Below are 12,292 nucleotides of genomic sequence, written 5' to 3' on the forward strand. Positions count from 1 at the left end.
TTCGTTTGATATACTAATGGTGGTTCCGACTGATGTAAGTCGGTGGCATCTTGTGTCATGTTTCATAAAGCTACCGCAACTTGCGTCCTCCTTTCTCTTGATACGGGTTGAAAAAGTAACCTAAATAACCGCTTATCAGATTACCCTCTCACTAATAGGAGAAATCCGGGGTGTAAATCGGAACTGTTTTTGAAAGAAATTCAAAAAATTTTCGGAGGTGAGGTCATGACAGATGAAAATAGAACATTTCTCCTGTTCCCGGATGACGGTGATGACCTAACCGAATGGGATGAAGCCTCCGATCTGACGATACAAAACGAGCAGTTAGAGGAAATCCTCTCCGAAGAACGAGCCTTAGAGCTGGAAAGAGAGCTGGAGCAGGACGAAAACCCAAGGGACTACACCGTAGAACTGGAGGACGAAGAGGAAGAAGCTGCTCCTGTCAGCGAAAAACGCTTAAAGCGCCAGATACGGGCAGAGGCGTTGGCACGGCTGGAGGATGCTGCAAGAACAGAGGACGACTTTCGATACGTTGTCAGCGAATGGGACAGGTTGGATCGGAATCGGGAACGACGGGAGCGTGACCATGAAAATCTCCGGGGAGATGTTCCGTTAGAATACATGGCAGTTCCCAATCCGAAGATGATTCCGCTGTATTTGAATCTGCCACGATACCGCCAGCTTGCCAGCGGCAATTTTCTGGATATCATTTTTTCTTGCCCCTATGAACTGCATGAGTTGGTTGCAAGCTCATTTATTTCTGAGCTGATACGCAGCCTTACCATTGATCAGAAGGAAGTGCTGTATTACCTGTCCATCCGGCAGTACAGCACCATACAGGTGGGTATGATACGGGGACAGACAGACCGAAACATTAGAAAGCTCCGAAAGAATATCCACAAGAAGCTGCAAAGAGCGGTTTATGATTACCTTTTGGAAAAACAGAACGACTGTGGAAGCCTAACGCTGCGGGAACGGCAGTTCTTAGAGGAATATGGGCTTTTGCTGAAAGCCTATGGCAAGGACGCCGTTATCCTCCGGGAGAACAAATCAAAGCCGAGGAAAAAGAAAGCTGCCCTTGGCAGCAGCAAGGACAGCGAATGATCTGATTGAATTTGATAAGCAGATGACCGAAAGGAAGGATTTGCGTTATGAATACATTTTTTGAGCAATCCCGTTCCCATTGGGTGCGGTATGAACGCTATGAAATCAAAACAGGCAAGGACGGGAAGAAATACATCACCCCGGCAAAGGATGCCAGGCCGGATGTCTATAACCCACTCAAGGAAGCCCCGGACATTGTGCTGGATGCTCTGAATGTGGGGATGCTGATGATGAACGGCAAGAAAAGCTCTGAGCCAGAGGTAGAAAAGGCAATCTTGGAATTTATTACCCACTATGGGCTGCTGGGCCTGATGACGGCCCTGCCCACCACGCCGTCCTTTATGGATTATGAGGCGGTATATCTGCCAAAGAACCATTTTATCAAGGAAGAAACGATGGAGACGGAGAAGTATCTGTCCCTGTTTTACCCCTTTGATAGGCTGGATGTGGTCAAGAACGGTGTGGAATCCAGTTGGAATGTGTCCAGCGACCGGGCAATGATTGCACTGACCATGACCTTTATGGACGAGCCGATGGCAAAGACCATGAGCTTCCAGCGGGCGTATGCAGAGCCTTACGATTGGGTGGCACAGCAACTCAAGGATTGGGCATTTAATATGCTGACCTCTTTCTTCTATTATAATGACTATGATTCCATGGAGGAAGAAAGCCGGAATATGCTGCGTAAGTCTATGGCTGCATTTGGCGGCATTGCACCCACCTATCATATAGAGCTGTTGGATAGGCCAACGATCTATTGGGATTTCCATTCCCTGCTGTTGGGGATTCAGATGATGTTCAGCTTCATGCTGGTGGACAGCACAAAGCCGTTGCGGATGTGCAAGCAGTGTCAGAAAGTGTTCCTGAGTAACCGGGCTAACTCCGCTTTTTGCAGTGCAAGGTGTAAAAATCAGTATAATGTTTATAAGAGCCGGGGAAAGAATAAATCAGAGGATGGTGATAATAATGCCTGAAAATCAGAACATAGAATGGAAAGCTAAGTGGAAGGATGACTATCTGGAATGGATTTGCGGCTTCGCCAATGCACAGGGCGGCAAGATTTATATTGGCTGTGACGATGATGGAAAAGTTATCGGCCTGCCCAATATCCGCAAGCTGCTGGAGGATGTTCCAAACAAAATCCGAAATGCCATGAGCATCGTGGTGGATGTCAATCAGCTGGAGCGTGACGGGAAAGAATATCTGGAAATCGTTGTTCCACCATATCCCGTTGCCATAAACTGCAAAGGTGTCTATTATTATAGAAGCGGCAGCACCATGCAGACCCTTTCTGGCCCAGAACTGGAGAGCTTCATTCTACGCAAACGTGGTGCTTCGTGGGATAATATGCCCTTGCCGGGATTTACGTTGGATGATATTGATGATGAGTTGGTCAAGAGATTCAAGACCCTTGCCGCCAAGAAGGGCCGGATCGACCAAAGCGTTTTAGACGAGGACAAAGCGGATTTAATGGAAAAGCTGCGTCTGACCAATGCCGGGTATTATACCAACGCAGCGATGCTGCTGTTCTGCAAAGACCCTGACCGCTGGCAGCTGGGCGCATACACAAAAATCGGCTTTTTCGAGAATGATGCCGATCTCCGTTATCAGGATGAAATTCACGGCTCCTTGTTGGAACAGATTGACAAGATCATTGAAGTCATCCATCTGAAATATATGAAAGCGAAAATCACTTACGAAGGGATGCAGCGCATTGAGCGTTATTTTGTTCCCGACGCTGCCCTGCGTGAAGCCCTTCTTAACGCTCTATGCCACAAGCAATATGAAAGCGGCGTTCCGATTCAGATCAGCGTGTATGAGGATAAGCTGTATATCGCTAACTGTGGTAGGCTTCCAGACAACTGGACGGCAGACAGCCTGATGTCCAAACACGCATCCCGCCCTTACAACACGGCGATTGCGAATGTGTATTATTTGACCGGCTTCATCGAGAGCTGGGGACGTGGTATTGAGAAAATCTGTCAGGCTTGCAAGGAAGATGGAAGCCCGCTTCCTGCGTACACCGTGCATCCCGGCGATATTATGATTCAGTTTACAGCGTCAGAGGATCGGGTTATTCGATCTGCCACCTACAAGGTGACAGAAAAGGTAACAGAAAAGGTAACAGAAAAGGTAACAGAAACCTTGGATGAAAAATCCATGCAAATTCTGGCCCTGATTTCCGAAGATCCTGCATACACATCTACCACCATAGCAGATAAGCTATCTATCAGCAGAAAAACAGTTTCTCAGCGTCTGAAGGAGCTGAAGGAAAAAGGAATCATCGAGCGCATCGGGTCTGACCGAAAAGGCTACTGGAATATAAAGAGCTAAGTGATACAGAATTAGCCCCACACCAGCGTTCATTCATGCTGATGCGGGGCTAACATGTGTTTAGCAATATACAAGCTCCGTCAGAACAATTTCCTCTGCACGGTTATGAATGTTGTTCATGCGCCGTACCCATTCCATTTGATCGGTAGCTTTAAGTGCCTCGGTCACACCTTCCAGTCGTGCCATAGCTTCGCACATGATCTCCATACGCTGATTGCAGGATTTGTCTATCTCTGCAAGATGTTCATGCAGGGTGCAGCTTGTTAGGTAGTGTGCATAAAGGACGGGACGATGCTCTTTCAAGTAGCGGCGGCGCATACGGCCATACTTACCGATCTGATATTCCTCGGTCTCCGGCAGCGCAAGGTCGGGGATATAGTAATCGCCAACCTTCGTATATGTGCCGCCCATTTCTTCAAAAATAGACTTCATTTTCATGCTCCCTTCGTGCTAAAATGTCAGCAGTTATGCGGATTTTTTTCCTTTCCCACAACTGCCAGACCAATTCACCACAAATGAGCCGCCAGTCATGTAATAGTATTAGGCGGTAGAAACCACCCTCTACATATTACATCTTGGTTCTGGATGCTGTTGGACTCGCTGTCCATGTTATCGTCACGGCTCAGACGGCAGTAGAGAGCAGCTGTGCCGGTAGAGATTTTCTTGCTTGACTGCTTCATTATGTCCTCCTTTCCAAGCAGCCGAGCAAGGCTTCATCCTATGTATATTATACCTCTACCGACTACCCGTGTTAAGGATGTCGATGGAACAGTTAGGCTGGCTCCAGATCGGCCAGCATCAGCTTCAACAGGATGTCACGCATGGACTCGCCGTTGTCCTTGTAGACGGGCGTGACAATGAATTGGATTTTGCCGACTTGATAGGTGTATTCCTCCTTGACGGGTACGGGATCTTCCATGTGGGCCTCCTTCCAGAGCGATACGAAACAATGACCGACAGTCCCCCTTGTCCCGTGGGAAAACGCAAGAGGGCAGTACCGCCGAAGGTGCCGCCCTCCTGCCCTGCTCCACTTTGGGACAACTTGTCCCAAGGTAGATAAAACAAAATGCGACTGCGCGACACAAAGTCACGCAATCGCATGAAATTAAACATTCACTTATTGACTGCCAAACTGCATATCTACTGCCGGACTGATGCCGCTGGATGGATAGACTTTTTTTGACAGATTAGGGGGATGAAAAATAAAAAAGGACACGGCGATACCTCCCAGATACCGCCGTATCCTTAAAAGAGTGCGACTTTAACACACCCCCCGTAATCTCATTTTTCAAGTCAAAGCCTCCGGCTAAGCCGGAGGCTTGATTAAGCCCTATAAGGGCATAATACAGACAATACCCCTAAAGAGGAACTGAAAAGGTCTGCCAACTGCATTGCTTTTTCAGGCCACCCCTTAAGGGGTATTATTTTTATGTCTTTGTTTTCTTGCAACTGCTTCTTGATGTACTCCTGTATCTGCTTTTTATTGCGTCCTACTGTATCCACATAGTATCCTCTCGCCCAAAAATGTCTGTTCCCATATTTGTACTTGAGGTTTGCATGCCTGTCAAAAATCATTAAGCTGCTCTTCCCTTTCAAATATCCCATGATCTGCGATACGCTGTATTTGGGTAGAATACTGATCAACATATGAATATGATCAGGACATGCGTTTGCCTCTCTATGATCTCTACTCCTTTTTGTTCACACAACTTCCTGAGTACAAATCCTATATCTGCTCTTATCTCTCGATATATTACTTGTCTGCGATATTTGGGTGCAAACACAACATGGTATTGACATCTCCATTTCGTATGCTCTAAACTGTTTATGTCTTTCATGCGAAGATCTCCTCGATATTTTAGGTTAGGTTGGCAGACCTTAACTCTAATCTATCGGGGAGTCCTTTTTTGTCCATAGCTATAAGCTCTTTATCCACTGGCAGAGCCAGTGGTTCTTAAGCAAAAGTATGAAAGCGAAAGTTCATTGCCCCATCCCCTGGGTTTATGCTATGATACGGTCACGGAGTATTGCAGGAGGGATTCCCATGTCCAAAAGAAGAATTGCCGTTGTCTGCGCGCTTTTCCTGCTGCTGAGTCTGTGCAGCTGTTCCGAGCAGACAGCGGAAGTCCACAGCACCAGTGTGCCGACCGCCACTTCGGCACCGGAAGAAGTTCCGGTACCGAAGCCATCCGACCCAATGGACGGCGTCTATCCGGTCACATCCCCGGAGGATGCGGCGGAGATTCTAAAACAGGCCTATGAGGGAATGGTCCCCCAACTGACCTTTGCCTTTTCCGATGCGGAATTGTCTCTGCAGGACCGGTCTATTTTCCTGCAAAATGCGTCCAGTCAGGTTTTGAGTCAGTATCCCGAACTGAAATATGCATATCAGCTGGATTGTACGGACGGCCCGGAGGGTACCGTCTGTCAGATCCGCTACATGCCCTATAAATTGGGCTATCCGGACGGGATGCCGGAGGGCGGAATGGAGATCCGCTGTCTGGCCGACCTGGTGGAGGTTGCCGATGCCCACCTGGGAGAAACCGAAATTCCCATCGCCATCCTTGATCCGGATCTTTTGGTGGATGATATGCAGCGGGCTTTGCAGCAGGCGGGCTATGGCTATGTGCTTTATATGCTCAACAGCGACGCCACCGCCATCTGTGCCTTCCCCGGCAATTCCGACACGCTGGAGCCGAGTGTGGCACAGGCAAGAGAGTTAAAGAATCTAACCCAGTCCATTGCGGAGCAGATTTTTACGGATGATATGGGGGACGAGGCGAAGCTGCGCGCCATTTACCGCTACATCGTGGAACATACCTCCTATGATTCCCGCTATTATCAGGACCCCAATGCCCTGCCCTATGAGTCCCGCACCGCATATGGCCCGCTGAAGTATGGAACCGCCATCTGCGGCGGCTTTTCCTGGGCCTTCAACATGCTCTGCCAAGAGGCCGGGATCCCCTGCTGGAATGTCACCGGCGTGGCCGCCGGGGAGGAGCATATGTGGAACTGTGCCCAGATGGATGGCGAATACCGATACTTTGATACTACCTGGGACGCCGGAATGACAGATGAGGCACAGTGGCGGTATTTTGCATGCACAGAGGCGGAAATCACCCAAAATCATCAGTGGGGGCCCGGACAGGAGGAACTGATCCACGCATTGACCGATGCAACATAGGATGTGGGCTATAACGTGACCGAATCGGTCTCTCCGAAATCATGTTCCCCGAAGAACTCCACTTCCAGCTGCTCTTTCGGCTGGCCGATGTACTGCCGGGACTCTCGAAGCCGCCGCTCCAGCGCCACGATTTCCTCCTGGATCTGCCGGCGGCTTTTGGCCCGGTTGCTCTGCAGAAAGAGATGGTACCGCGCTTGCAGGGATTCTGCCTTCGGTGGCAAGGTAATGACCGCGTCCCCGATCTGGTTCCCCTCCAATTCGTTCCGGCAGATCTCATCGTCCATGACCGCCATATAGAGCGCACATCGGGTGAACTCCCGGAGCGACATCCGGATCATCCAGCGCCGGTAGACCGCGGATCCAACGGCGACTGCCAGGCAGCCAATGGCCGCAGCTTTGTGACCTGTCTTCATTTTTTCATCCTCCCGCGTTTTGAATCTTGCGTCCGGGCTCATGACAAAACAGCCTGGATCTGAAGAGTACAATAGCAGATAAAAGCGCATTTGAGATAAATATTTCCTTAATTCTCTTTAAAATCGTGCGATTTCCCCTCCGGGACGGAGTGTTTCAGGCTGAACCTATCTGCCCAGGAGGAGCAATTCTGAGGAGTGTACAGACATGGATTTTCTATCCATCGCAATGATCCTTTTTATCATCATGGAGTCGGCCAATGTGGCCATTCTCTACTTCTGGCCCGGCAGCCGGTTGGGTAACGGTGTGGGCGTCTTCAACGCCTTTTCCAATCCGGAGAGCGAGGAGCAGCGGTTGTTCGCCTCTTATCTGGTAAACTGGGTGGCTGGTGTGAAGCTGATTTTTCTCTTCCTGCTGGCGGTGATTCTGGTGATCGGCACGGAGCAGGTGAAGCTGTGGGCGGTGGTGGCCATGATCTTGTCCATCGCCACCTACTTCCGGCGGCTGCACCCCACCATCCAAAAGCTGGACGCCATGGGCTGCATCACGCCCAAGGGCTATTCCAAGGCGCTGGGCTGGATGATCACCGGATTTCTCATCATGTTCACCCTGGCTTTGATTGGGCATATACTGACCGAGGTGATGGGAGCATGAAAACAAAACCGAGGTCCCAGCGCAAAAAATGGCTCGTCGCCGGAGGAATCCTTCTTCTGATCCTGGTCCTTCTGACTGGGCTGTTTTTCTGGTATGTGTCCGATTACTACCGGGCGGAGGATGTGGCCCTTGCGGTGATGGAACAGGACAGCGGCATCACGGCGCAGGACAATCTGACCATCCTCTCCCCTACCTATCCCACCGATACCGCCATCATTTTCTATCCGGGCGCCAAGGTGGAGGCCGAGGCCTACCTGCCTCTGCTGGATCAGATCCGACAGCTCGGAGTCACCTGCATTTTGGTCCATATGCCTTTCCACATGGCGATTTTCGATGCTGATGCGGCGGAGGATGTCATTGCCCAGTTCCCCGAGATGCAGCACTGGTATATTGCCGGGCACTCCATGGGCGGCGCCATGGCCTCCAAGTTTACCTCCGACCATCCCGACCAGGTGGACGGACTGATTCTGATGGGCGCTTACATCTACGGTGATTATCCGGCGGAAAAGACACTGACCATTTACGGCTCCCTCAACCAGAGCGTGGAGGACCACATCGACTACACGGAGAACATCGTGGAAATCGAGGGCGGCAACCACGCCCAGTTCGGCAACTACGGTCCGCAGAAGGGGGACCTGCCCGCTGCGATCTCTGCCCAGGAGCAGCAGGCCCAGACAGTAGCCGCCATTGCGGTATTTCTGGAGTCGGCAGATGCGCCGGATCGAGGAGGGGCACAGGATGTTTTTCAAGAAAAAGCCAGAGACACAGTCCTATGACAAGGAAAACCAGAAGCCGGTGATCCGCGCCAGCATCTGCACCGGGGAAAAGGTCGCAGGGTTTCAGGACGTCCGCACCGGAACATTCCGCGAGGTCATGCTGATCCGTACGCCCAGTGATCTGGAGGAATTCCGTCAACTCTACGGTATCGGCGAGCGCGAGATCCCCACCCAATACTGAAAACAGAGCAGATCCCAAATGGGATCTGCTCTGTTCTTTCTATCGTTCAAATCATGCCGCACCGGCCCCAGCTCTCGTATTCCCGCAGAATGTACCTGGAGGTGTGATCGCGTTTCCACGCCTTCTGTCTGGTCATATGGAAGCCTCCAAATAAAAAATGTGGGTATCCTTCCTCGAACGCCCACGTGCTAAAATGACTCGTTCACAATGTCGAATGTTTCTTTTCCTTCCGATGCCCACGGAGCATTTTTAATGTGCTGATGGAAGGCCTCCACCACCGGGGTCAGCGCCTGATCCTTCTTCCAGACCAGCACCGTTCCCGTCTCCATAGGCGGAGAAAAGGGCAGGAACCGGAGGCCATCAAACGCCAGGTTCAGGTCGAACCCCAGCGCCGCTCCCACACCGCAGCGCACCATATTGGCTGCATTGAGGATCAGATTAAAGGTCGCGGCGATCTGCAGACGATCCCAACTATCGTCAAACCAACTGGCAAGCTCCCGTTGTACGCTCTCCCGTCCGCTGACCAGCAGAGGAACCGATTCCAGATCCTGCGGCGTGACCGCCTCCAGCTCAGCCAAGGGAGAATCTGTCCGCACCAACACACCCCAGCGGTCCTTCTCCCGCATCCGGCAGAAGGCATACTTGCCCACATCCACCGGCTCCGTCAGCAGCCCCATATCCAGAAGGCCCATATCCAGCCGCTCCTTCACATCATCGGCATTGGCGCTGAAGATGCGGAAGGTAACCTTGGGATAGCGCTCCCGAAAGGTGCGGATGGCCTGGGAGAGGAAGGTCATGCTCCGGGTCTCCCCTGCACCAATGGTGATCTCGCCCATCAGCTCCGTCTCTCGGGCGGCAAATTCCCGGGCTGTTTTGTCCGCCAAGTCCACCAATTCCTGGGCCCGGCGGCGCAGCAGCATCCCCTCGTCGGTGAGGACGATGTGGTAGCGGCTGCGGTGAAAGAGCTGCACGCCCAGCTCCTCCTCCAGCTGCATCAGCTGCCGGGACAGGGTGGGCTGGGTCAGATGGAGCAGGGCCGCGGCCTTGGTGATGTTCTCCTCCCGGGCCACCGCCAGAAAATATCTCAAAACGCGAAGTTCCACGGTCATCCCTCCTTCTTCTATCCTACTACTCCCCTCCCGCTCCCGCAAGATAAAGATGCCTTTTTAGAATAACTGCAAATAGAAAATGAGTATTTTACATTTTTGAGCGGCGGACTTACAATAGAGGCGAAGCATACCATAAGGAGGTTATTCATATGAACGCATTGGTTGCTTATTTTTCCGCTACCGGCACCACCGCCAAGGCGGCGAAGGCTCTGGCAAACGCCGTGGGCGGGGATCTCTATGAGATCAAACCTGCCGTTCCCTACACCAACGCCGATCTGAACTGGATGGACAAGGGCTCCCGCTCCAGCGTGGAGATGAAGGATGCCCACTCCCGCCCCGCTCTGGCCGACACCGATGCCCCGATAGCCGGACACGATGTGATCTTCCTGGGGTTCCCCGTGTGGTGGTATGTGGCCCCCACCATCCTCAACACCTTCCTGGAGGCCTATGACTTCACCGGAAAGACCATCGTTCTCTTCGCCACCTCCGGCGGCAGCGGCCTGGGCAAGTCGGCGGCCGGGCTGCGCCCCAGCGCCCCCGGTGCCAAGATCGTGGATGGCAAGCTGCTCAATGGCCGCCTGAGTGAAGCCGAACTGAAGGCCTGGGTGGAAGGGCTGAAGCTGTAACGTATCCCGGATACTGAAAAAATGTGGAGCGCCTTAATTGGCGCTCCACATTTTTATATCTCTTTTTGCAGATACACCATATCCACCAACGGAACACCGCACTCGTAGATGGGGTGGTCGTAGTGGTCGGCGAAAAAGTTCTTGACCAAGTGGTGCCTGCGAAAGCCGCAGGATTGATAAAACGGGATGGTAGCGGGACTGTCCCCGGTACCCACCTGCAGCACGGTATACTGCCCCCTGTAGGTTCGGATGAGGAAATCCACCAGAGCCTTCCCATAGCCTCTCCCCTGAAAGTCCGGCTCCACGGCAATGTTTTTCAGCTCCAAAATCCCATCGCCCTCGTCCGTCACTACACATTCGGCCTTGACTCCATCCTCCTCCAGCACATACATGGTCCCACGCTCCAGATAGCGGTCGATCATGTCCTCCTGCTCGTCCGCCAGCAGCAGCAAATCAAGATACTGCTTTTTATCGGTTTCCACTTTTCGAATTACCATGAACACACCCTACTTTTTCAAAAGCCGCTTCAGCGCGGCGGCGTCCAGCAGATTTACGGTCACGAACTTTCCCCGATAAAATACCGCCCAGTTGTTGAACACACAGGGCAGAGCCTTGGCCTTTTCCAGCGTGTCCACCGGAATGAGGGTATAGGGAACCTCCAGCTCCTGGCAAGTCTTGCGCACCAGCTCCACGCTCTGATGGGTGTAGGGACACTGGGGACTATAGTAGATGGTCAGCTCCTGATGTTCCACCTCCAGCCCCTTGGCGTTCTCCGCAAAGCGGGGCTTTGTCCCGTCAAAGGAGAAGGCCAGCAGCCGGTAGCCGTCCGGCGTGGTGTCCACCGTTTCAAATCCATATTTTTCTGCGAAGGCCTGGTCCGAGAGCCAGGCCTTCTGTTTTTCCGCTCCCAGCATACACACGCCGGATTTCCCCTTGGCCCTGGCATCAGCCAGGCAGTACTCCATCAGCTGCCTGCCGTAGCCCTTGCCTTTGAAGGCCCCGGTGACCCACAGGCAGTAGAGGTAGAGATAGTTCTCTCCCTCCACCGGCACCCAGGCCGTCTCCAACGGAGCGTACTCGATGAACACCACGCCCTTGGCATCCAGCTTGCGGAACACATGGCCTTCTTTCAGACGCTCTCTGAGCCAGGCCCGCTTGGCCTCCACACCGGGATGGGGCTTCTTACTGCGGATGATGCAGCACAGGTGCTCCTGTTCCAGATTTTCTTCTGTCAGATTGATAAATGGTTCCCGCATTGCCTATCACCGCTTTTCGTACACCAGATCCACGATCCCGTTCCAAGGTTCCGTTCTCACCAGCTTCAGCGGCGCTTCCTGAGAAAGCTCCGGAAACAGCCGCACACCCCTGCCCAGCACGGTGGGGATGATGGACAGCCACAGCTGATCGATGCGTCCCTCTTTCCAAAGCTGCCCGGCCACGGACGCACCGCCGCAGATCCAGACATTGCCCCCATACTCCCCTTTCAGCTTGTCTATCAGGGCAGTCAGTTCCCTATTCCAGAAGAAAATGTCCTTCTGGTCCGCTTCCTGCCGATGGGTCACCACATAACAGGGGCGGCCCTCATAGGGCCAGCGGTCCGGGGAGAGCTCTGTTACCAGCTGGTGATAGGTCGTCCAGCCCATGACGATGACATCCACCGTATCCAAAAAGGCCGGGTAGCTGCCGGGGGCATCCGGCTGGCTGCCGTCGCCCGCCAGCCAATCCACGCCGCCCCGCGCGTCCGCAATGTATCCGTCCAAACTCATGGCGAGATATAACACCGTCTTTCCCATAACGATTCCCTCCGTGGTTCCTATTGTACCCAATGGTCCCAAAAAACACAAGGCAAGCGAAACATGACAGACGGTTGTCCGGTTCCTGTGCTATAATACAGACAAAACCGGGAAAGGCGG

Annotated in this window: 15 protein-coding genes and 1 pseudogene; 8 read left to right on the plus strand and 8 right to left on the minus strand. The window is 52.5% G+C overall.

The features are described 5' to 3' along the window. The first annotated feature begins 225 nt into the window (after positions 1-225). From GPK94_RS00635 to GPK94_RS00645, 3 genes are read left to right on the plus strand one after another with little or no spacing between them, the layout of a single operon-like run. Positions 226-1,104, plus strand: coding sequence for a hypothetical protein (locus GPK94_RS00635; protein ID WP_055145300.1), 879 nt, complete (start codon positions 226-228; stop codon positions 1,102-1,104). A gap of 47 nt (positions 1,105-1,151) precedes the next feature. Further along, positions 1,152-2,078, plus strand: coding sequence for a hypothetical protein (locus tag GPK94_RS00640; protein WP_215632688.1), 927 nt, complete (start codon positions 1,152-1,154; stop codon positions 2,076-2,078). Beyond that, a complete protein-coding gene (locus tag GPK94_RS00645; protein WP_215632689.1) occupies positions 2,071-3,438 on the plus strand; it encodes an ATP-binding protein in 1,368 nt (455 codons plus the stop codon). Before GPK94_RS00640 ends, GPK94_RS00645 begins: the two co-directional genes overlap by 8 nt. Before the next feature lie 60 nt (positions 3,439-3,498). Here GPK94_RS00645 and GPK94_RS00650 read toward each other — a convergent pair whose 3' ends face one another. The 3 genes and pseudogenes from GPK94_RS00650 to tnpA form a co-directional block, all read right to left on the minus strand. After that, positions 3,499-3,870, minus strand: a complete 372-nt coding sequence (locus GPK94_RS00650; RefSeq protein ID WP_055145291.1) for a TnpV protein — start codon at positions 3,868-3,870, stop codon at positions 3,499-3,501. A gap of 340 nt (positions 3,871-4,210) precedes the next feature. Beyond that, on the minus strand, positions 4,211-4,357 hold the full coding sequence (locus tag GPK94_RS00655) for a hypothetical protein (RefSeq protein WP_164475090.1): 147 nt from the start codon (positions 4,355-4,357) through the stop codon (positions 4,211-4,213). 404 nt (positions 4,358-4,761) lie between these two features. Further along, a pseudogene (gene tnpA, locus GPK94_RS00660) lies at positions 4,762-5,276 on the minus strand (IS200/IS605 family transposase). A gap of 206 nt (positions 5,277-5,482) precedes the next feature. Here tnpA and GPK94_RS00665 point away from each other — a divergent pair. Then, complete coding sequence (locus GPK94_RS00665; protein WP_215653883.1) at positions 5,483-6,622, plus strand: transglutaminase domain-containing protein; 1,140 nt, start codon at positions 5,483-5,485, stop codon at positions 6,620-6,622. A gap of 8 nt (positions 6,623-6,630) precedes the next feature. Here GPK94_RS00665 and GPK94_RS00670 read toward each other — a convergent pair whose 3' ends face one another. Beyond that, the gene (locus tag GPK94_RS00670; RefSeq protein WP_215653885.1) at positions 6,631-7,035 is read right to left on the minus strand and encodes a hypothetical protein; all 405 of its coding nucleotides are present in this window, start codon (positions 7,033-7,035) and stop codon (positions 6,631-6,633) included. A gap of 205 nt (positions 7,036-7,240) precedes the next feature. Here GPK94_RS00670 and GPK94_RS00675 point away from each other — a divergent pair, with 205 nt between their 5' ends. Genes GPK94_RS00675 through GPK94_RS00685 form a run of 3 tightly spaced genes read left to right on the plus strand, consistent with a single transcriptional unit; the run spans position 7,241 to position 8,644 of the window. Beyond that, positions 7,241-7,687 carry a hypothetical protein gene (locus GPK94_RS00675; protein WP_195279174.1) on the plus strand — a complete coding sequence of 149 codons (447 nt, stop codon included), beginning with the start codon at positions 7,241-7,243 and terminating at the stop codon, positions 7,685-7,687. Further along, on the plus strand, positions 7,684-8,463 hold the full coding sequence (locus GPK94_RS00680) for an alpha/beta fold hydrolase (protein ID WP_215653887.1): 780 nt from the start codon (positions 7,684-7,686) through the stop codon (positions 8,461-8,463). The genes GPK94_RS00675 and GPK94_RS00680 overlap by 4 nt, the downstream gene beginning before the upstream one ends. After that, positions 8,426-8,644, plus strand: coding sequence for an aspartate dehydrogenase (locus GPK94_RS00685; protein WP_215653889.1), 219 nt, complete (start codon positions 8,426-8,428; stop codon positions 8,642-8,644). Before GPK94_RS00680 ends, GPK94_RS00685 begins: the two co-directional genes overlap by 38 nt. Positions 8,645-8,832: 188 nt before the next feature. Here the strand turns inward: GPK94_RS00685 and GPK94_RS00690 are convergent, their stop codons facing one another. Then, positions 8,833-9,753, minus strand: a complete 921-nt coding sequence (locus tag GPK94_RS00690; RefSeq protein WP_252192474.1) for a LysR family transcriptional regulator — start codon at positions 9,751-9,753, stop codon at positions 8,833-8,835. 149 nt (positions 9,754-9,902) lie between these two features. Here GPK94_RS00690 and GPK94_RS00695 point away from each other — a divergent pair, with 149 nt between their 5' ends. Beyond that, the gene (locus GPK94_RS00695) at positions 9,903-10,379 is read left to right on the plus strand and encodes a flavodoxin (protein WP_215653892.1); all 477 of its coding nucleotides are present in this window, start codon (positions 9,903-9,905) and stop codon (positions 10,377-10,379) included. A gap of 53 nt (positions 10,380-10,432) precedes the next feature. On the opposite strand, the gene GPK94_RS00700 is transcribed toward GPK94_RS00695, so the two are convergent. The 3 genes from GPK94_RS00700 to GPK94_RS00710 are packed head-to-tail and all read right to left on the minus strand — an operon-like array spanning position 10,433 to position 12,172. After that, complete coding sequence (locus GPK94_RS00700) at positions 10,433-10,876, minus strand: GNAT family N-acetyltransferase (protein WP_215653894.1); 444 nt, start codon at positions 10,874-10,876, stop codon at positions 10,433-10,435. A gap of 9 nt (positions 10,877-10,885) precedes the next feature. Further along, positions 10,886-11,635, minus strand: coding sequence for a GNAT family N-acetyltransferase (locus tag GPK94_RS00705; protein WP_215653897.1), 750 nt, complete (start codon positions 11,633-11,635; stop codon positions 10,886-10,888). Between the two features lie 6 nt (positions 11,636-11,641). Beyond that, positions 11,642-12,172: a dihydrofolate reductase family protein gene (locus tag GPK94_RS00710; protein WP_215653899.1), complete on the minus strand. Its 531-nt coding sequence runs from the start codon at positions 12,170-12,172 to the stop codon at positions 11,642-11,644. Between the last annotated feature and the right edge of the window lie 120 nt (positions 12,173-12,292).

Source organism: Pseudoflavonifractor sp. MCC625 (genome assembly GCF_018784545.1).
Lineage (GTDB): Bacteria > Bacillota > Clostridia > Oscillospirales > Oscillospiraceae > Pseudoflavonifractor_A > Pseudoflavonifractor_A gallinarum.

Coding starts and splice junctions, on each gene's coding strand:
- GPK94_RS00635 (WP_055145300.1), top strand. CDS start 226: ATGACAGATGAAAATAGAACATTTCTCCTGTTCCCGGATGACGGTGAT.
- GPK94_RS00640 (WP_215632688.1), top strand. CDS start 1,152: ATGAATACATTTTTTGAGCAATCCCGTTCCCATTGGGTGCGGTATGAA.
- GPK94_RS00645 (WP_215632689.1), top strand. CDS start 2,071: ATGCCTGAAAATCAGAACATAGAATGGAAAGCTAAGTGGAAGGATGAC.
- GPK94_RS00650 (WP_055145291.1), bottom strand. CDS start 3,870: ATGAAGTCTATTTTTGAAGAAATGGGCGGCACATATACGAAGGTTGGC.
- GPK94_RS00655 (WP_164475090.1), bottom strand. CDS start 4,357: ATGGAAGATCCCGTACCCGTCAAGGAGGAATACACCTATCAAGTCGGC.
- GPK94_RS00665 (WP_215653883.1), top strand. CDS start 5,483: ATGTCCAAAAGAAGAATTGCCGTTGTCTGCGCGCTTTTCCTGCTGCTG.
- GPK94_RS00670 (WP_215653885.1), bottom strand. CDS start 7,035: ATGAAGACAGGTCACAAAGCTGCGGCCATTGGCTGCCTGGCAGTCGCC.
- GPK94_RS00675 (WP_195279174.1), top strand. CDS start 7,241: ATGGATTTTCTATCCATCGCAATGATCCTTTTTATCATCATGGAGTCG.
- GPK94_RS00680 (WP_215653887.1), top strand. CDS start 7,684: ATGAAAACAAAACCGAGGTCCCAGCGCAAAAAATGGCTCGTCGCCGGA.
- GPK94_RS00685 (WP_215653889.1), top strand. CDS start 8,426: ATGTTTTTCAAGAAAAAGCCAGAGACACAGTCCTATGACAAGGAAAAC.
- GPK94_RS00690 (WP_252192474.1), bottom strand. CDS start 9,753: ATGACCGTGGAACTTCGCGTTTTGAGATATTTTCTGGCGGTGGCCCGG.
- GPK94_RS00695 (WP_215653892.1), top strand. CDS start 9,903: ATGAACGCATTGGTTGCTTATTTTTCCGCTACCGGCACCACCGCCAAG.
- GPK94_RS00700 (WP_215653894.1), bottom strand. CDS start 10,876: ATGGTAATTCGAAAAGTGGAAACCGATAAAAAGCAGTATCTTGATTTG.
- GPK94_RS00705 (WP_215653897.1), bottom strand. CDS start 11,635: ATGCGGGAACCATTTATCAATCTGACAGAAGAAAATCTGGAACAGGAG.
- GPK94_RS00710 (WP_215653899.1), bottom strand. CDS start 12,172: ATGGGAAAGACGGTGTTATATCTCGCCATGAGTTTGGACGGATACATT.